The organism is Stieleria magnilauensis, assembly GCA_007753675.1.
In the GTDB taxonomy this organism is placed as follows: domain Bacteria; phylum Planctomycetota; class Planctomycetia; order Pirellulales; family Pirellulaceae; genus Stieleria; species Stieleria magnilauensis.
In genome coordinates, this window is record CP036432.1 from 8287035 (window position 1) to 8306774 (window position 19740).

A 19740-nucleotide genomic window follows, 5' to 3' on the forward strand; every position below is an offset into this window, starting at 1 on the left:
GGTGGTTGCATGAACAAGACCGAATGTAGCCGCCTGACGGTGTTTTTAAAGAACGTTTTGCGTCAATTGAGGCGGTGAATGCGACACCGTGGGTTTCGATCAAAGCCCGCCTTCGGGTTGCAATCTGGTTTTGCCCGACGTCTTGAGCTCGACGCGAAGCCCAACGTCGCGGCGTTTTCGGTCGATCGAAAAGGTGATCGCATGCCGACCACGCTCCAAATGGATCGGGGCTGCAAGGTCATCGATCCGCCCGTCGTCGACCCACAGCCCTAAGCCGTCGCTGGAGTTCAAATCCAGCTGAACGTCGCCTGGGACGAGCACGTTGACGAATCCGCGGGCGAAGACCGTTTCGGAATCGGGCCAATCGGCAACCGGCAGCTCGCCACGCACCATGCTGTAGGCCGGCAACCAATCGGCATCGCCGTCAGGCAGCGTCGCTTGGTCGGGATCTGCAAGGTCGGGGGCTGCAAGGACACGCCATTTGCGGATGACGGGACTCTCGTCGTTGGCATAGTCACCCGGCTTTCCGAGAACCGAAATGAATTTGACCAGATCAAGAAACTCATTGCGGTCCTTCAGCTGGTCCGCCAATCCCGCCGGCATCAGCGACTTGGCGGAGATTTCCGCTTCAATTTCATCCGTCGCGAGACGGACTTCTTGGCCGAGCGCCGAGGAATCGCGCAGCACCACTTCTTGCTCGTTGCGGAACGTCACGATCCCGGTTCGCACGTTGCCGCTGTCCAGCAGAAACGCTTTGGTTTCATAGTGTTCGGCGATCGCCGCATTGGGACTCAGAATCGACTCGACCAAGTACTTGGTTTTGGCGGCGGCACCGACCGCAACCAAATTGGGACCGATGACCGGTCCGGCCGGTCCGATCGCGTGACACTGGGTACAGGACAGCGATTTGCGGCGGTAGATCAGCTCGCCGCGCGCGGCGTCGCCAAGTGTTTCCGCGTCGGCCGCCAGCGACTCAATGTCTTCGGCCAACAGTTCGTTCGTCAGCGAGCCGGATGTCGTCGAGGGCTGGAAGACGTTCTCAAGCGTGTCGCTCAGCAAACCACTTTCGCGATGGAACTGGCTGACACGGTCGATGACCAACGGATGAATCGTGACGTCGGCCAGCGATTCGCCGAGCCGTGCTCCGCCGTTTTGTCGATTCAAGAACGCTTGCACGACGGGCACGGGATTCGCCCGGCCGGGGTCTTCGCTCATCAACGTCGCGGCGGCCTTGGCGGCCCGATCCAAATCGATGTGGGCCAAGCCCGCGACGGCGGCATAGCGAGTTTCCAAATCGCCATCGGCCGCCAGATTCGCCAGCGGTTCCGTGTAAGCCTTGGCGCTCGTTTGGGCGAGCGCCACGGCGATGGCTTGCTTGACCGCCGGACTGTGCGAACCCTCTTGCAGTGCGGCCAGCTCGTCTCGTCCGGCGACACGCCAGGCGCCCAGGTTGTTGGCGGCGAGCACGCGTACGGTTTCGTTGTCGCTATCGAGCAGCGTCCTCAGACCACGCATGATGCGTCTCAGTCGCGTCACCCCTTTCCGCTTTGCCATCTGTTGCAACGTTTCCAGCATCGCGATGGACGTGTCATCCGACCGGATTCCGTTCCCCTTGGTGAAGGCGGTCACGATCATCCGAATGTCGTCTTCGGTTCCGACCTTGATCAACTGGGCTTGGATACTCTGCAGACTTTGCGAACTGGGAGATTTCTGTTTTAGCAAATCGGCAAGTGTGCGACCCAGACCGATGCCGAGACCCTGTTCGACATAGTCTCGGTGATTGGGCTTGGCGAACTGCAACTCGCCCGACTCCATGGCCGGGCGCCAGTGGTTTTCGAGCGCTTTCATGGTTTGCGAAAGCGCGTTGTCAATCAACTCGTCTCGCGGATGGTCCAACGCATTCAAGCACGCCAGGAGCGCCTGGGAGCTGGGGATGAATCCGGCCGACAACACGGCTTCCATGCGGGTCCGCGGGAACGCATCCGCCGACGCTTTGGCGACCATCGCGATCGGATCGGACAACTGAGCGTGCCAGTATCGAATCACCCTCGCTCCGGCGGAACGCGCGTGTCCGTCTTTCGCATCCAGCACGCGGGCGAGGATGGATTCACTGACGCGTTCCACGTTTTGGCAAGCCCACATGGCTTCGACCAGATGATGGTCGTAATCGGGGTCTTGATCGGGCAGTGATTCAACCCAAGCTTCCACCGCGGCGAGCACGCGGTCCGGGTCCCGCTCGCTGAGTTCTTTTCTGGCTTGGTGACGGATCCAATCTTCCGGGCTTTTCAGTTGGTTGACCAGCGACGGGATCGACGCTCCATGCAGCTTCGGTCTTTCGACCAGTGGTCGCTGTTTGTGAGTGATCCGCCAAATGCGTCCGTGGTCGTGATCACGGCGCGGGTCGCGAAAATCATGTTGGGCGTGATTGATGATCGAGTTGTACCAATCGGCGACATAGACCGCGCCGTCCGGTCCGATCTTGACATCGACGGGCCGAAAGTTGGGGTGTTTTGATTTGACCAGCGGTTCGAGGACGTTGGCCCGAAAACCGGCACCGTCTTCGATGAATTCGTACCGGACAACAGTGCGGCTTTTGAAACGACCGGTCAGCAACTGGCCGCGAATGTCATCGCCGACATGGCTGCCCGTCGCCAGATCGCCGCCGCATTGCTTTTCCGTACTGATCAAGGGCGCGATTCGAACCGCTTCGCCGCTATTGCCGCTGGCCGGAGACAGGTACAGGATGCGAGGGTTGTTGACCATGAAGGATTGGCCCCAGCGATCAAAGACATGGCCCCAAGGATTGCCGCCGGTGCCGCGACAGAACATTCGCAGTTCCAGCGTGCGAGGATTGAATTGGTAGACGCCGCCGTTGAAGTTTCGCAACACCCCATACTGCGTTTCCACTTGCGCGTGCAGAAAAATGCCTTCTTGGAAATAGATCCATCCACCGGGGCCACGCCGCCACGCGCTGATGCTGTGGTGGCTGTCTTCGATCCCGAATCCAGTCAACACCAGTTCCTTTTCATCGGCGACGTCGTCTCCGTCGGTGTCTTTCAAGAAAAACACATCCGGCGATTGCGCCACATAGCAACCTCCGTTGGCCAGTTCGATTCCGGTGGGCAGGTAAAGTCCGTCGGCGAACACCGTGGACTTGTCGGCGGCGCCGTCGTTGTCGGTGTCTTCCAGGATGATGATCTTGTCGTTGGCGACTTCGCCGGGTTTGAGCTGCGGGTAAGCCCAAGAGCAGGCCACCCAAAGCCGGCCCCTGCTGTCCCAGTGCATGTGGACCGGGTTGGCGAGCATCGGATCGGCCGCGAACAGGTTGGCTTGATAACCGTCCAGCAGCTCAAAGTTTTCCAGCTCTGAGGACGGGTCATGGTTGTTCATCAGATCCAGGTCGGCATCTTTCAGATTCTTGATGCCGCTGGCGTCTTGGGCGGCACCTGTTCCCGCCAGGCTTGCGACGACCGTGGCAAGACACAATAGGATGCGTAGGGATCGTTTCATGGGTTCAACACGAGAGAAAAGCGGTTGGGAAAGATGGTTCTTCAGCGTTCGACGCGTGCGATTCGCCATTGACGCGATTTCAGTGGGATTCCACTTTGCAGCGCTTCGTCACGTTGATTGGCGAGTCGATTGAATTCGATCACTTCACCCGGCAGGGCTCGACCGCTGGGGGAGTGTTTTCGTTCTCCGACGATGTGAACTTGATTCAGCGCTTTCCAGCTGTAGGTGAATTGCAGGTTTTTATCGTTGACGTCGGCGCGATACCGTTCTGCCTCGCGGTGGGCGGGTGAATGGTCGATCGCGATGCCTTGTCCCCAAGCGTCGGCCGCCGCAGTTGCGACGTGTTCTCCGTCGATGGTCAATTGGTACGTGCCGGCGGGCAAGTGTTGCACCACGATCGTATCGCGATGAAAGGCCAGCGGCGGGGGCAACGGCTGGTCGGTCGGCGGCGGCAACCGCGGCGCGGTCGTCTCGGCCCCGCGAAACGTGATTTCGGGATCAGCGGCTTGAAAAACATCGACCGTCAATTCCGAGACTTCGACGCCTCGTCCCTGCCCCGTCTTGGCTCGCGCGTCGATCGTGATCCGCCACGGCCGAAAATGATCCGGCTGATCCGATGCCAGCAACTGGCCCGCAAATTCGTGGCTGATCGCCCAGTAGCCGAATCGATTCAGATGAATGCCGTTGGTGGTCAAATTTGGACCGACCGGTTCGTCCATCAGGTAAAGCGACGTTTCAAACAGATTGACGAACGGGATTTCCGCAGCCGCTGCGACCTCGTTTGCCGCCTGCGTGTATGCCCTCAAAACATCGTTGCGCGCGTCTCGATCGGGCGTCAGTTTGCCGAGGTCTTCGCAAGCGATTGGTGAGACGAGAATCAGACGCACCTCCGATTCGCCGTTGTATTGTTTGCCGGCATGCGAGGCGATGAAGGATTTTAAATCTTGCCGGAACTGGTCCAATGCTTCGATTCCGCCGAAGGACTCACCCATGCCAAAGCAGGCAATGATCACATCGGTTTTGTGATCGCGGAGCGTCGACTCCTCGGTTGGGAAATTTGTCGGTCGGTCGCGAGCGGTCAACATGTCGCCGCCCCAACCCAGGTTGCGGATCGAGATGCCTTTGGCGTGTTGCAGCAACGCCGTTTCCAGGTAACCGTGAATCCGAAGCTGGTCGGCGAACGTATTGCCGACGATCGCGATGCGATCACCGGGACGGATCGGAGACTCGGCATTTGCGACCGAAAGGGTCAAGCCGCCGAGCAGGATCGCGACGATAGCAATGGGTTTCATCGTACGTTTTGGGGAGTTCACTTTTTGGGTTTCTTGTCAACACGCTGGATTTGCCAGGTCGAAACAGTTTCGTTCGCGTCGGGCACCGGTCGGCCGACTGCCCAACAACATCCATTGATCAGCATCCGAACAAACGATTCTTCGGCAAAGTCACCGGGGTGACCGAACGACGTCCCGAAGACTTTGCCGCCCCATTCGTTTTCCCACGCCCAAGCGACCACATCGGACTCGTGCTGTTTGACTTCGATCGTGCCGAACGCCTTTTTGAGTGTCCGCACGCGTCCCTGTCCCGAACCGGTCACCAACGGAATGCAACCGTCCTGCAGTCGCGTCAGGTAGAGCGTCCCCGGCGAGACCCACTTCGTTTTGGTGATGTTGGACATGACCGGGTGATCCAATGACTTCTCGACCACGCTGATTTGCGTTTCGCTGGTTTGGTGCACGATGTAGGGCGTTCCCAAAACCCGTCGGCCGAAGTCATCGTTCCATGAAAATCGCGGATGGTCGGCCGGATACTTGAACGAGTGGTTCGCCGTCCGCAGGCCGATGACGGGCTTGCCGGATTTGATGTAGTCTTCGATCGGTTGCCATTCATCGTCGGGCAACTTCAAGAAACGCATGAAGAAGATTGCGAGATCGGCGTCGGCCAACGCTTCAATGCCCGGCAGCACGTTTTCGGTCTTCTTTTCTGGGTTTCCTTCCCCCATCACAATCGTCATGCGAAATCCCAATCGCTCCAGTTCTTTGGCGAAGACCGGCATCGTCAACTCCGGCGAATAGTGGAGCGTGCCGACGACGATCACCGCGTGGGGTCGTTCCACCTCGGCCGACCAGGCGTGACCCGATCCGACGAAGGACAGGACAGACAGGGCAATCAAGGCGAGATACTGAATCGGCCCTGTGATTCTGCGCGCCGCGGTTATCGCGCGTCGGGCGACCGGATGGCTGGTCGATGGCGTCAGTGAAATCGGTTGCGTCATCGTGGAACTCTTAAGGAGGGAACGGATCGGGACTGGGGAACGGACTGGCGCTGCTCAGTTGGTGCTTTGGCAATATTTAATTTGGGGGTAGTGGAACTTGCCAAGCGTTTTGGCTCCGTCTGCGATCCGCCGAATGCATTGGCGGGCCGTACTCCGGCAATTTTTCCGGACTAATCATCGGAAATCATACCCACGGATGGCAGCGCGAACCCACGGATGAAAGGGTGCAAAAATCCGTGGGTTCGCGCTGCCATCCGTGGGTCTAGTAAACGTTTCATTGTTCCGCAAGTAATAGCCTGACCCTTTTCCGCTCGACAAACGAAACCCTTAGTTCAAATCTGGACGGAGCACTACTTTGCGGTGTCGTCTTGAAAGGCGAACGTCACCCGATCAAGGATCGGTTTCGATTGATTCTCGGTGCTGTCTTTGATCTTGACCTCAAACTGAAACCCATAGCCGGCGGGTAACTCGGACAGGTCCAGTCGAGCCGGAGTCTTGGCGACCTGCTTGGCGAACCCCGGCATGTAGTCGTATGTCTCTTTGACGGCTTGCCACTCGGTCCACTTGTCGATCGATCCGTCGTTGTCCTCGTCGACTCCGACACGAACGACGACCTCCTCGACCCAAGGTCCCGGGCTGACGAAATCCATTTTCTGTTGCGTGGCGAGATAGAATTGTCCTTCGGCGAACATGATGTCGGGATCGGGATGGCCGCGACCGACGTTGCCGCACCAGGTAAAGGGTTCATTGATGCTTTTCGAGGTAAACCGACCGACGCTCATCGTCTTGCTGTCCGCCGGGTCATAGTCGCAGAACAGATAGTACTGTCCGCCGATCGAGATCGCCGCCCAGTCACCGTACGCGTTTTGTTCCGGTTCGTGGATTTCGTACTCGGCAACGTTTGTCTTGAAACGTTCCGGGTTTTCTTTTACCCAGTGGGGATGCTTGTAGGTTCCTATTCTGCCCGTCGGTTGAGTGCGTTCGTCTACCGGCGGCGCCAGCAGTTTGAAATCCTGGATTCCATCAGGGCTGACCGCATGTGCCGCCAAGGGAGAATCCCAGGCATGGCGTTGGGCATTGATCGGGCTCCAATCTTCCAGGATCAAGTGGAACTGACCGTCCAGGTCACGAATGATTCCGCAATCAGAACCGTGCGAGGGATCGTCGTAGGCCATCCCTTTGTTCTCACCGGGCCGGCCATCGAACAGATCGTCATCGACGTAAACGTGTGGATCCTGGTCGTTGGGAAAGTCGTAGTAGAAGTACGCTTTGCCATCGGCATACTCGGCGGTGGTCATCCATGCGGAAGCTTTTTCGGTGATCGGGCCGTGATGGACCCAGTTGACCATGTCTTTGCTTTGCCAGGCGTGGTATCCGCCCAGTTTCGGTTGGAGTCCACCGGCGGCATCGAACTGATTCGGAAACCTGGTTGTCTGCAGGGGAATGTCGAAACCATCGAGCGTTGCCGGTTCAGGCTTGAAGGGCGGCAGCTTGGACGTGTCGCCCCTTTTTCGGCCGCTACCGCAACGACCAAACATCCAGTAGTTGTCCGGACCGAGGCTGAGCATCACCGGGGCGTCGCCGAGATTCACCGGACCCAGATCGTCGGTTTGATTCCAGTTGGACCATTCAGGGGACTGGTCGAATTGAATCGCGTCGGCCACCCGTTTGGTCTCAAACGTCTTCAAGACGCTCACCAGTGAAGCGTTTTGCTCGGTGGGGACTGCCATCCCGTCGTTGATCTGAATTCCCTTTCGTTTCGTCGTGTTTTGCTTCCATTCGTCTGGCGTGTCGATCACCCACGCGTGATCGTTTGCATGGACCGCAGCCGCTTGGTGCATGGCAACGCCGGTGAACGATAGCAGGGTCAGCAGCAGAAGTTTCATTCGGTGATTCATGGTGTTGATGTTCGTGCGATTGCGTGAGCGTTGATTCGTAGCAGCTAATGTTTCGTTCAGTCACGCAACGACGAAAAATTCTTGGGGTTCGGTTTGGGCGGAAGCGTGGCTTTCCAGGCGGCAAGTTTTTTAGTCAGCTGCGCGACCACGTCCGGGTGCGATTCTTTCATGTCTTGCTTTTCATAGGGATCAGCGACGATGTCATACAACTCCACGTACGAGGATGCTTCGTCGCTGATGAGTTTCCAGTTTTGGTCGACGATGCAATAGTCGACCCAATGAAAGGAGTCGGCTTGGCCGGGTTTGCCGTTGCCCTTCATCTTCCAGAACAGCGGTTTGTCGCGGCCATCGCTGACATCACCCTGAAGCGTTTTGAGCTGACTGATTCCATCGGGCTGATACGACTCGGGCAACTCGGCGCCGGCGATTTCGCAAAACGTTGGCAACAGATCGACGGCCGAAATCATCGAACGTTTATCAATGTTGCCTGCGGCGATTTTGCCCGGCCAGCGTGCGATGAAGGGCACGTTGATGCCGCCTTCGAACAGCGACGCTTTGTAGCCCTTGCGTCCGGCGGTGATTCCCTTGGCCGCGGCGATCCCGAAGCCCGCACCCGTGGCGGTGTCGTAGCTGAGGGCTAGCGGCGTGCCCGGCCGGCTGCGGGCAGGCCCGTTGTCTGAACTGAAGATGACCAGCGTGTTGTCCACCAGGTCCAGCCTTTCGAGCGTCTCGAGAACCTCGCCGATGCGATCATCGGCGTGCGACAAAACTGCGGCGTAGATCTCATCATTTTCATCGAGCCCGCTGTTTCTAAATCGCCAACGGTACTTCGGCAGGACATGAAAAGGCGTGTGCGGTTCATGGATCCAAAGGTTGACGAAAAACGACTTGCCGGCTTGGTGACTCTTTTGGATGAACTCGATTGCATGATCGGCGTCTTCGTGCACCGGCATTTGCTCACCCGAACAATTGAACGCTCCGTAGGTGTCGTATCCGTATTCTCCCGGCGAAGGGGAATCGGGAATCATGTCGTTGGCCAAGTGCCATTTGCCGAAATGCGCCGTGGCGTATCCGGCTCCCTGTAGCAACCGAGGAAGCGTGACAGTGTCGGTGTCCAGCCAATCGGGCATGTTGCGTTTGGCGTTGCTGGGCACCCAGGCGAAATGCCCATCGATGTTGTAGCGGGCCGGGAAATGTCCTGTCATCACCGCCGTTCGACTGGGCGAGCACACGCCGCTGGCGACAGTAAAGCGATGGAAATCCGTTCCCTCACGCGCCAGTCGGTCGATATTGGGCGTTTTGACATAGGGATGCCCGTGGCAGCTCAGATCACCCCAACCCCAGTCGTCGGCAAAGATAAACACGATGTTGGGACGCGGTGAATCAGCGGCCGCGAAGGATGTCAACACGCACGCCAATGCGATCGCCGCTAAGCAAGAAGACTTCATGGATACGACTTGAATCTTTATTGGGGGAATCGTTTTCAAATGAATTGTACTCGATGCCGGATCGTCGCCTTTCGCGGATCACCGCGTCGGGCATGCTGTGGATGCCAATGGGTCTGGCGAGCGTTGCACCGAACCCATGGCAACGACGGAAAAAAGAGACACCACCAGAACGGTCGTGACCGAACGCATGATGCAGACACTCAAACGCGTGATGCAGGCGGAGCAACCCTGGACGGGCAAGACGCGGAGCATGGGGTGGGGCCGGTGCCGGAGGGGACAATGAGGGTTGAGGGGACCCTCGTATCGGGAGTGCAACACAACATCTTTCAATTGTGGGGAAAGTCAATCAAAAGCTGCGTCGAGCGGCGAACGATTTGCGACACGGGCAGGCCGCTGGTCGTTCGTCGGCAAATGTTTTCCCGGTCCCCTCGATCCAGGTGCGGTCGCGAGTGCTACGGTGGCGAGCTGGAAACTGGCGCGACGAACACGCTTATTGCGCACGCAATTCTTGGAACGCGGTGTTTTCCGCTCGATCGGTCACCGGTTGGACACTCCAAACGATCCAGCGGAATTTCCCCAGGGGCTGCCCCGGCTTGGATCGCAACGCAACGGCATTGAACACGTCCTGCGCTGCTCGACGGGTATCGATCGAGGTCAGGGGCGTGAACTTGGATCGGTCGGAAACATCCCAACCGGGGTCGGTGGATGAACCGCTTCCATAGAGCGTCAGCCTCTGTGGGCCGCGGAGACCATTGAGGTTCGTCGACCAGCTGGTGATCGAAGAGATGTTTTTTGATTCACCCAGGTCCAAGCGATAGGCTCCGGTGGTCACGCCGTTGGCGAAAACCGGGCCGTAGCTGTGTTGCAGTTTGCCGTCGATCAGCGTTGCCGGCGGTGCGTTGCGGGGCGATGGGGTGGCGTCGACCTTGCCCGATGGTCTTCCTGTCAGCGCGAGTGCCAAAAAGTCGTCGGCAGTCCCTGCGGATTCCATCACGATGCGGGGTGCGTTTTGAAGTGACAGTACCACAGGCTGCTGGTTTCGAATGACTTTCACCGTCAACACTGCGTCGCCGACTTGCTGGTAGGCCGACAATAAATCGGAGACCCGTTTGACCGGCGTTGCGTTGATGCCTTGGATCAAGTCTCCCTCGGTCAGTCCCGCCTTGGCGGCGTCGCTACCGGAATTGATTTCTTTGATCGCGACACCGCCCTCTTCTTGAGACACTCCATAGGCTGAAAACTCGGAACCGGTCAGGTCGCTCACGCGGGCACCCAACCAAAACGACGGCTGCGATGTGGCGACACGCCCGCGGTCCGATCGGGGCGTTGCCGTTTCACCTTTGATCTCCAAGGCCGGGATCTCGGGCGTTTCGGCGATCTGTTTCAACGAAGGTTTCTTGACGCCGAACTGATCCATCGCAAAGTTTTCAAAGCCGATGTCGAAGGCTGGCGAATCGGGCCGGACACGGAAATCACCGCTGGCCGGATCGATGAACTGGGGATCGGCGACGATGGAATGGCGGTCCCAACCAAATTCGGCGTAACGATCTTTCATCGCCGGATCGTGCCCGAAATAGAGGTTGCGATCGACCCGTTTTCCCTTGGCGGTCGGCGTCGGGGCACGGACACCTTGTGGTGCGGCCATGAAGATGTTGCTGAACACTTCGTCGCCGCTGTTGTTGTACCAAACGTGCGGGTGCAGACCGTTGTTGACGGTGATGTTGTTCCAGGCTCGACGGCGAAAGCCTTCACGAAACTTCAAGCCGCCCGAAAGCATCAGGTTGTTGTAGATGTCGTAGTTGGAGGAGCCGTCATCCAGATCGATGTCCCAACCATGATCACAGCGCCAGCGGCTGTTGCGAATCACGGTCGTCTCGACGGCGTCCAAGAACGGGAACTGCGGTTCCTGGTCGATGATTTTTTGGCTGGCGTTCCGGTCACTGCTCCAAAAACGGTCGCGTCCCCAGGAGTTGAACGAGCCGTGGTCGTGGGTTTCTTGCACGGTGTCGAAGACATCGCAGCGTTCGATCAGGTGGCCGCCCCAGGCACCGTCGCCGATGTTGATGCCCGCGCGGGCGCAATCATAGATCGAGCAATCGCGAACGGTGATGCCTTGTGCCATCGTGATTTGCACTCCGGCCGGTTGGCGTTCGACTCGGCCGATCCCATGAATCAAGCAGTCTTCGACGACGCAGTCGGCCGGGTACTGGTTCGACTTCGGCCCCGGAGTGCGATCGACCTTGCTCAGATCGTTCTTCTGGCGGTATTCGAATAGCGGATCGCGAACGGCGTCGGGGGCACCCACAAAACAAACACCGCTGGCGCCACAGTCGTGGATGTGGCAACCCTTGACGACAACACGGCGGTTGAAACGGCTGACAAAGATCGCATTGCCGCCGACCTGATCAAACTCGGTGTCGAGCAACTGAATGTCCTCGGTGCCGGAGAGCAACACGGCGCCGCCGCGATAGATCGTCCAATCCGATCGCAACAGCGGTTCTTTCGTTTCCATGAAGGTCCGCGCGGCATGCCGAACGACGAATCCTTGGAGGGTCATGAACCGCACGGGGGCGTCGGCGGAGCCGTTGAATTCGATCAGGTGTCGCAGTCGCACCACTTCGATCGTCGCTCGGCTCAGGTCGACGCCAGGGGGCGGGATGAAGTACAAGCGGTTCGCGCCGGCGTCGTGATACCATTCGCCGGGCGCGTCCAATTCTTCGAAGATGTTTTCGACCATGCGAAAGTCGTTGTGCATGCCCATTTGGCGGTTGTTTTGCCAGCCGCCTTCATAGGTCACTTCGCCATCAGAATCCTTGCCGGTGATCCGGTAGTGGTATCCTCCCCAGCGGGCCCGATGCATGGCGTGAATGAACCCGCCGGTGGGATCGGTCCAACCGCTGGCACGTTGTTTGGAGAACGCATCGGCGGCATAGCCTTGATAGGCTTCGGTTTTTTTCCCCGCGTCGTAATTCGGATAACGAGCCATTCGTTGTTGGCGTCCGGCCAGGAACAGCTGGTCGATCGCCAGTCCCGGTTCGGTGGATGCCACAAAGATTCCGTCGCGAAAGGGTTGCCATTGCAGGTCGAGTTTTGTGCCGCCGCTGAGCACGGCATTGCCTTCGTTTTCTGCACGGTAGAGGACCGGTCGATCGGCCGCGCCGGAGTCGGCGGCGGTGAACTGGAGCGTTTCGGGTAGGTAATAAACGCCGTCTGCGACGGAGACCGTCACGGGAGCGGTTCCGGCCGATTGACGAGCGAGAGTCTGTGCCCGAGCAAGCGTCGCCACCGGAGCAGCGGACGAGCCGTCGTTGGCATCGTCGCCCGCAGGACTGACGAAGATGTCGAGGGCCTGCGAACAGGTGACACTTGCGCCGAAGCAGATCAGAATCAAGAAAGACCGAAGCATGGGAACGAATCGTGAAGGGGGCATCAGAGGGAAAGGTGGCACGGAATGCTAGCGGCTTTTTGACGGAACTGGCGGAGTTTGCGTGGGATCGCCATGGGTTTGTTTCGATCGAAATTCGCCGGGTGACTCGCCGGTCTCGCGTTTGAAAACTGCGCCCAAGCATTCTTTATGGCTGTAGCCCGTCTTCGCCGCGATTTGCTCCAGCGTCATGTCGGTCTCCAACAGCAACTGCTTGACGCGTTCCAATTGGGTGATCGTGATCTGTTGGTGTGGTGTTCGGCCCAGGACTTCCCGGAACCTCCGCTCCAATTGACGGCGGGAAAGGGAGGTGAATTCGGCGACGTCGCCCACGTTGATTCCAGAACAGGCGTTTTGGCGGATGAATCGGCACACGCGGGCGATCTCGACATCGTCGACGGCCACGACTTTCGTCGAGAGGCGTTCGGAGACGGAGATGGGCGGAACGTACTCGATTTCATTTTCAGGCAGTAAACCAGTCATCATTTGTTGCAGAATCTCCGCGGCCCGGTAACCGACCTGTTCCGCGTTGGGCCGGACGCTTGAAAGCGGCGGGTCACACAGCAAGCAGATCGCGTCGTCGTCATCCACGCCGATCACCCCCAGGTCATCGGGGACGGCGATATTGGACAGCCGGCACGCGTTGAGAACCTGTTGCCCGCGAATGTCATTGCAAACCAACAGACCGGTCGGTCGCGAAAGCGTCGATAACCACTTCGCCAACGATTCCAATTCCAGCACCCCCGCCTCCTCCAGTTGTGTCAACGTGGTGCCGGGGACGCCGGGCGATTGGTAGACATCGAAGGGGCATTCGGCGGCATCGACCAATTTTTGAAACGCGGCCAGTCGGGCGTCGGAATACGTGGCAAATCGAAACCCACAGAAAGCGAATCGTCGAAACCCACGCTCCCACAGATGCGAAAACGCCATTTCGGCGACACGCTGGTTATCCGTTTCGACTTGCGGTACGCCGGTGAATTTTCGGTTGCAGCGGACATCGATGATCGGCACTCGCAATTGACGCAGCGGTTCAATCGTGTGCCAGTCCACGCGGGCGATCACGCCGTCGATCCGCGAGCTGAAAATCCAATCCGGGATCGCCGAATCCAGCGTCATCTCTTGATGCAGCAACGACCACTCCACACGCGTCCGCGAGAACAACGCCACTCCGCGAAGCAATTCACGTCCGTAGGCGCGCGACGCTTCGACAAGGAGTGCGATTCGGGGACGTTTGGTTGAATTCACTGCAGCTGCCTGTTGCATTCCAAGTGGGCAAGTCACGAACGGCTGCTCGCGCGTCGCAAATCATTTGAGCCGAAGACAAGGTTTAGCCAAATGCCAGTGGATTCGGCAGGCTACCAGAAACACACGCGAGTCGCAAATTTTAAGCCCGCCACCGACCAGCGGGGCCGGCCGCTGGGGGCGGTTCCAGCCTTTTTCGCACCTCCCGTGCACCACCACCGCCGCGAGGGTGCCACAGCGAACGAGGTAACGCGTCGCTGGAATCCGTTGTCGAAGATCGCGTCGCGTGATCGGCTGGGCTACCGATGGTATTCAAAAGTCGTGGCACTGACGCAAATGATTGCCCTGACGATGCGAAATTGCACGCCTTTTTCTGCTTGCGTCGGGGGGGAGGTTGACGCAATCGTGTCGCCTTTGCCTCGAGCCGGCTTTCCCTGCCGTTTCTACGCTCGCCAAGCGTTTCGGGCGTGCCGGCGGTCGAGCGGCCTGTTGATTGAGTGATCCGTGATGGTCAACGGTACGGGGGAGCGAGTCGCCGGAAGCAGTGAAAGAGTACGATGGCGAGGAAAAGCAGATTGCGGACCACGACCGCAATCGGGTTGATGTTGGGTGCCCTGGAGACGCTGTTGCGCTCAAGCGAGTCGGCAAGCGCCTCACCAAGCTCACGCATCCAACGGACGCTTCGTGGGTACTCGCGGATCCGATCGAGCCAGTCGGTGGGAATCCCCTCTGGCCCCACGCCCGCTCCGATGATTCCGCCAACGATGGCTGCCGTTGTGTCTGCATCACCGCCACATTGAATGATCGTGGTGACGGCTTGCCGGAAGTCCTGGGGATGAGAAAGCCAGGTGTGGATTGCAACGGGAACGGTGTGATAGGTGTAACCGGTGACGCCACGCTGGAGTCCGAGTGATTTTGCGAAGGCCAACGTCGATTCGTTCGCTTGAACGCTGTCGATCGCCCGGCGGAGCAAGTCGATCAACTCCGCCCCATCGTCGCCCACTGCATCGACCACTTCGCCGAGCCAAACGTCTGCATTGATCGACGCGCCTTGGCGAGCGTGTTTGGCCGCCAATGCGACCGCGATCGCTCCGTCATCCGCTTTCGGGTCGCTGTGCGTCAGTCGCGAGGAAGCACGTACCAGTTCACGCAGCAGAGAGACGTCATCAATCGCCGCGCCGAAAACCGCGGTCCGCATCGCCGGACCATTCCCGGCTGAAAACACACCGGCGTTTTCTGGTTTCCAGCCCAGCCAGAGTTTGATTCCAGATTTTGCGGTCGCCTTGCCCACGCCGGCCGGCAGAGCCAGGATCCACCACCGCAGACGTCTTGCGAATCGTTTCGTGAACGCATCAACGTTGCCACCCGCTTCGATCAGCGATTGAGCCGCCATGCACGTGTGCTCGGTGTCGTCGGAGATCATTCCGCGACCAAAGAAGAATCGGTGTCGGTCCGGTGTTCCCAGCAACCTCTCGGCCCGTTTCGGTGAAAGGCCTTCGTAAGGAAGTCCAATCGCATCACCCACGGCGGTTCCCAAGATGCATCCGACGATTGCGTCGCGATTCATTCCAGATTCTCCAAGACCGACGGTTGCATGCGATTCAAATTATGTCGATGGCGGCGATGGCTTCGTGTAGCAGGTCGAGCGTCAAAGGCATACCATGCTTGTTCGCAGCGATGGTCCGTTCGTCTCTGATGAGTGCCTGAGAACTAATACTTAGGAACTTACTCATGGACACGAGTGTTTGGTTAGAGTTGACCGTTCGCATTGTACCGGAAAACGAGAAGCGTCTGCGAAAGAGGCTGCCGGTACGGGTGTCTCGTTGAGCTCGGGTTTGAAACGAATGCCGAGCGTCCGCTTTCCAACCGATGGAATTCAACATGATTCAGTTGCTTGCCGACAGGATGCCCCGTACCCGAAAGACTGGTTGCCGCCGAACATGCCGCCGACCATACCGCCGAGCATGCCGGGCTCAGATGCATCATAAAGTCGCTGCAATCGTCTGTTCGGCGTTTGCAGCACTGCTGACACATGCCCTTCATCCCGACGTCGTGGGGGCCGAGTCGACGGAGCGACCCAACGTGGTTTTGATTCTTGCTGACGACCTGGGCTACGGTGATTTGGGGTGTTACGGTCACCCGGTCGCGAAGACACCGAACATTGATGCCTTGGCAAAGCAAGGGGTTCGTTTCACGCAGCACTATTCCAATGGGCCTGAATGCAGTCCGACTCGGACGGCACTGTTGACCGGACGCTATCAACAGCGAGTGGGCGGCCTGGAGTGTGCGATCGGAACCGGGAACGTGGGACGCTACGACGATGCGATCCGCTTGGCCGAACAACATGAGTTGGGGTTGCCGGTCGAAGATGCCGTTCTGCCGGCGCTGCTCAAGCCGGCCGGCTACCGTTGCGGCATTTTTGGCAAGTGGCACTTGGGATACGAACCCAAGTTCAATCCGATGCAATACGGCTGGGACGAGTTCGTCGGATACTTGGGTGGCAACGTCCACTACTTCAACCATCGTGAACTTAGCGACTTGCACGTGTTGTTTCGTGGTCGGCAGCCGATCGAACGTGACGGCTACATGACGCACTTGATCACCGATGACAGCATCGAATTTATCAAGCGTCACAAAGACCAGCCGTTCTTCGCGTATGTCTCGCATGAGTGTCCGCACTTTCCCTATCAAGGTCCTGGCGACAAAGACAAGGTCGTCACGGAAGAGAATTGGATGGCGTTTGATCCGCCGGCGTACATCGCGATGCTGGAGGATCTTGATTCAGAAGTCGGCCGGATTCTGAAGACGCTTGAGGATTCGGGAGTTGCCGACAACACCGTCGTCCTCTTCGTTTCCGACAACGGAGGGTTCGCCGGTGCGGGGAACATGGGGCCGCTCCGCGGCAGCAAGGGCACGACGTATGAAGGCGGGATTCGCGTGCCGCTGATTGTCCGCTGGCCCGATCGAATTGCCGCCGGGACGGTCAGCGACCAGGTTTGCGTCACGTTTGATTTGACGCGATCGATTCTGACGTTGGCGGGGGCGGATGTTCCGGGTCGCAAGCTGGAGGGAATCGATATCCTGTCACATGTCGCCGAGCAGCGCGACGACATTCCGCGGACGCTGTTTTGGCGCGGCCGCCGTGGCAACAGGACGTGGACGGCGGTGCGGGATGGTGATCTAAAGTTGGTCCGCAAGCGTGAGGGCACGAACACGGCACAATGGATGTATAATCTTGATAGCGATCTTGGCGAAACCAACGACCTTGCATCGTCGCGTCCCCAAACGTTGGAGCGGCTCGAACACTTGCTTCAGTGGTGGGAAGGGGATGTCCAGCCGCGTCGTTAACCAGAGGAAGTGACATGAATTGGGTCTGGATGACGCTCATCATCGCGGTGGTTCTGCTTGCCTTGGTCGCCTACGACGTTCTGCAAAAGAAACACGCGATTCTGCACAATTTCCCGATCATCGGCCATTTTCGATACTGGTTGGAAGCGATCGGCCCCGAGTTGCGGCAATACATCGTCACCAACAATGATGAGGAACGACCCTTCAGCCGGGATCAGCGGCGCTGGGTGTACGCCTCGTCCAAAAAGGACAACAACTACTTCGGATTCGGGACGGACAACGAGTTGGAATCGTCCCCGAACTACTTGATCATTCGCCACAGCCCGTTTCCGCTCAGCGATCCCTTGCCGGGCGAAGACGATTTTGACCCGAATCATTCCGCGGCGTGCAAGAAAGTCATGGGGGCGTCTCAGGGCCGTGCCAAGGCGTTTCGGCCGGATTCGATTGTCAACATTTCGGCCATGAGCTTCGGCTCGCTCAGCGGCCCGGCCATCGAAGCGCTCAACCGGGGCGCGGCGCTTGCCGGATGTTTGCACAACACCGGCGAAGGCGGCGTGTCACCGTATCACTGCAAAGGCGGCGAGCTGATTTGGCAGATCGGTACCGGGTACTTCGGTTGTCGAACCCCTGACGGAGGCTTCGACATCGCGCAGTTCCGCGATGTGGTCCAATCGCATCCGATTCGCGCGATCGAAATCAAACTCAGCCAGGGAGCCAAGCCGGGCCGCGGCGGGTTGCTGCCGGCGGCAAAGATCACCCACGAGATTTCAAAGATCCGTGGCGTGCCGATGGGGAAGGATTGTGCCAGTCCGGCGTCGCACCGTGAGTTCAGTGACGTCGACTCGATGCTCGATTTTGTCGAACGGCTTGCCGACGAAAGTGGTTTGCCGGTCGGCATCAAATCCGCCGTGGGGCAAATGGAATTTTGGCACGAATTGGCCGGCCGGATTCAACAGACCGGTCGCAGCGTGGACTTTGTCACCATCGATGGGGGCGAAGGCGGAACGGGCGCGGCACCGTTGGTGTTTTCCGATCACGTCGCCATGCCCTTCAAGCTGGGCATGAGTTCGGTGTATCGCATCTTTCGCGATGCGGAGTTGCATGAAAAAATCGTCTTCGTCGGATCCGGGAAGCTCGGTTTCCCGCACAACGCGCTGCTGGCGTTCGGATTGGGTTGCGACATGATCGCCGTCGGTCGTGAAGCGATGTTGTCGATCGGATGCATTCAAGCACAACGCTGTCACACCGGGCACTGTCCGGCCGGCATCGCGACCCAAAATCGATGGCTGATGGGAGGGTTGGATCCGACCGACAAGGCGCATCGGTTTGCCAACTACGTGGTGACATTGCGCAAGGAGTTGTTGCAGCTCGGCCGGGCATGCGGCGTGTCGCACCCCTGCGACGTGGAGCTGAAACATTTTGACATCCTGACCGATTCGTTCGGCACCAGTTCGGCCAAGGAACTGTTCGGATACCGTTGGGCGACGAAGGTTTAGCCCTGTTAGTTACCGGGCGAATCAGCGGAAATCATACCCACCGATGGCAGCGCGAACCCGCGGATGACAGGGTGGCAAAAATCCGTGGGTTCGCGCTGCTATCCGTGGGTCCAGCACCCGTTTCGTTGTTCCGCAAGCTACTGCCTGCCCCTTTTCCGCTCGACTAACGCAGCCCGAAGATCCAATCGGGAAGAAGCGCTACGCGGCACGACGTGGCCGGGCCGGGACGATGTGTTCGCCGAGCGTGTCGATTTCCATTCGCAACAAGGTCGCTGTCACCTCGTCAGCGGCTGGACGGTTTTCGGGTGCCGCGTCGACCATGCACTCGACCAACTCACACGCCGGACTGAGGATTTGTTCGTTGGTGGTTTCCACCCGCGCCAGCCATTCCCACAACATTCGCCCCGTGGCAAAGATGTCGCTCGCCGGGCTTCCCGAGGATGCATTGGTGAGCAGCTCGGGCGCGGCGTATTGCCGCGTGCCGCGGAACGGTGCCGACTGGTCGAGCGTGCCTTGATGGGCGAATGCCAGGTCGATCAGCGTCACATGTCCGTTGCTGCCTACGATCACGTTGTCGGGTTTGACGTCACCGTGAGTCCAACCGGCGGCATGGATCGCGCCGAGTCCCTGACAAATCTGTCGGATCAGCCAGAGGGCGACTGGCAAGGGTTTTCGCGGACCGCTGGACAGATGCCATTTCATCGTCCGCCCCTCGAGCAGCGGCATCGTCACGTACGGCCACGCTCCGGAGGCGTTTCCGTCCAGAATCGGGACCACGTTGGGATGCCGGATCTGGGCTCCGGCGGCGATGGACTCGGCGATTCCGTCGCGGCCGTCGGGCAACGTCGCCAGCTTCATCGCGTAGTCCCAACGCGGGCTACCGACGGCATCGACCGGTTGGGCGAAGGTGACGCAAAACGCCGAATTGGTACACAGACTTGATCCGAGTCGCCAAATTCCCAATTGCTCAGGCAGCTTTGATTCCATTTCGCCTTCGATCGGATGATCGCGCCAGGGGTCGTAAGAGATCGCACTAGAAACATCGACCAATCCATCGCGGCTCTGTCGAACCGTTGGACCAATCGGCAAAGTCGACGTGGAT

The 19740-nt window shown here is 58.8% G+C and carries 11 protein-coding genes; 2 read left to right on the plus strand and 9 right to left on the minus strand.

Annotated features, from left to right (window positions below):
- Positions 1-99: 99 nt before the first annotated feature.
- From TBK1r_RS29895 to TBK1r_RS29930, 8 genes are all read right to left on the minus strand, one after another.
- Entirely contained in the window at positions 100-3510 is a 3411-nt protein-coding gene (locus TBK1r_RS29895; protein WP_145218820.1) for a PVC-type heme-binding CxxCH protein, read from the minus strand.
- A gap of 41 nt (positions 3511-3551) precedes the next feature.
- Positions 3552-4802: an SGNH/GDSL hydrolase family protein gene (locus TBK1r_RS29900; RefSeq protein ID WP_145218823.1), complete on the minus strand. Its 1251-nt coding sequence runs from the start codon at positions 4800-4802 to the stop codon at positions 3552-3554.
- 17 nt (positions 4803-4819) lie between these two features.
- On the minus strand, positions 4820-5782 hold the full coding sequence (locus TBK1r_RS29905; protein ID WP_145218825.1) for a ThuA domain-containing protein: 963 nt from the start codon (positions 5780-5782) through the stop codon (positions 4820-4822).
- Between the two features lie 350 nt (positions 5783-6132).
- The gene (locus TBK1r_RS29910) at positions 6133-7623 is read right to left on the minus strand and encodes a hypothetical protein (protein WP_145223153.1); all 1491 of its coding nucleotides are present in this window, start codon (positions 7621-7623) and stop codon (positions 6133-6135) included.
- A gap of 113 nt (positions 7624-7736) precedes the next feature.
- Positions 7737-9128, minus strand: a complete 1392-nt coding sequence (locus TBK1r_RS29915; protein ID WP_145218828.1) for a sulfatase family protein — start codon at positions 9126-9128, stop codon at positions 7737-7739.
- 490 nt (positions 9129-9618) lie between these two features.
- Positions 9619-12534 (minus strand): PDZ domain-containing protein, encoded by a 2916-nt coding sequence (locus TBK1r_RS29920; protein WP_419580524.1) that lies wholly within the window; start codon positions 12532-12534, stop codon positions 9619-9621.
- 48 nt (positions 12535-12582) lie between these two features.
- The gene (locus tag TBK1r_RS29925; protein ID WP_419580526.1) at positions 12583-13797 is read right to left on the minus strand and encodes a XylR family transcriptional regulator; all 1215 of its coding nucleotides are present in this window, start codon (positions 13795-13797) and stop codon (positions 12583-12585) included.
- Between the two features lie 508 nt (positions 13798-14305).
- Positions 14306-15361 carry an ADP-ribosylglycohydrolase family protein gene (locus tag TBK1r_RS29930; RefSeq protein ID WP_145218832.1) on the minus strand — a complete coding sequence of 352 codons (1056 nt, stop codon included), beginning with the start codon at positions 15359-15361 and terminating at the stop codon, positions 14306-14308.
- 410 nt (positions 15362-15771) lie between these two features.
- Between TBK1r_RS29930 and TBK1r_RS29935 the strand changes: the two genes are divergently transcribed.
- Together TBK1r_RS29935 and TBK1r_RS29940 are read left to right on the plus strand one after the other, a co-directional pair.
- Positions 15772-17142 carry a sulfatase-like hydrolase/transferase gene (locus TBK1r_RS29935; protein WP_419580527.1) on the plus strand — a complete coding sequence of 457 codons (1371 nt, stop codon included), beginning with the start codon at positions 15772-15774 and terminating at the stop codon, positions 17140-17142.
- A gap of 14 nt (positions 17143-17156) precedes the next feature.
- On the plus strand, positions 17157-18638 hold the full coding sequence (locus TBK1r_RS29940) for an FMN-binding glutamate synthase family protein (RefSeq protein WP_145218836.1): 1482 nt from the start codon (positions 17157-17159) through the stop codon (positions 18636-18638).
- A 198-nt stretch (positions 18639-18836) separates the two neighbouring features.
- On the opposite strand, the gene TBK1r_RS29945 is transcribed toward TBK1r_RS29940, so the two are convergent.
- Positions 18837-19688: a protein kinase domain-containing protein gene (locus TBK1r_RS29945; protein ID WP_145218837.1), complete on the minus strand. Its 852-nt coding sequence runs from the start codon at positions 19686-19688 to the stop codon at positions 18837-18839.
- Positions 19689-19740 lie beyond the last annotated feature (52 nt).

What these genes read in the sequence shown, in the direction of transcription:
- TBK1r_RS29895 (WP_145218820.1), bottom strand. Translation starts at nt 3,510, where the DNA reads ATGAAACGATCCCTACGCATCCTATTGTGTCTTGCCACGGTCGTCGCA.
- TBK1r_RS29900 (WP_145218823.1), bottom strand. Translation starts at nt 4,802, where the DNA reads ATGAAACCCATTGCTATCGTCGCGATCCTGCTCGGCGGCTTGACCCTT.
- TBK1r_RS29905 (WP_145218825.1), bottom strand. Translation starts at nt 5,782, where the DNA reads ATGACGCAACCGATTTCACTGACGCCATCGACCAGCCATCCGGTCGCC.
- TBK1r_RS29910 (WP_145223153.1), bottom strand. Translation starts at nt 7,623, where the DNA reads ATGCACCAAGCGGCTGCGGTCCATGCAAACGATCACGCGTGGGTGATC.
- TBK1r_RS29915 (WP_145218828.1), bottom strand. Translation starts at nt 9,128, where the DNA reads ATGAAGTCTTCTTGCTTAGCGGCGATCGCATTGGCGTGCGTGTTGACA.
- TBK1r_RS29920 (WP_419580524.1), bottom strand. Translation starts at nt 12,534, where the DNA reads ATGCTTCGGTCTTTCTTGATTCTGATCTGCTTCGGCGCAAGTGTCACC.
- TBK1r_RS29930 (WP_145218832.1), bottom strand. Translation starts at nt 15,361, where the DNA reads ATGAATCGCGACGCAATCGTCGGATGCATCTTGGGAACCGCCGTGGGT.
- TBK1r_RS29935 (WP_419580527.1), top strand. Translation starts at nt 15,772, where the DNA reads ATGCATCATAAAGTCGCTGCAATCGTCTGTTCGGCGTTTGCAGCACTG.
- TBK1r_RS29940 (WP_145218836.1), top strand. Translation starts at nt 17,157, where the DNA reads ATGAATTGGGTCTGGATGACGCTCATCATCGCGGTGGTTCTGCTTGCC.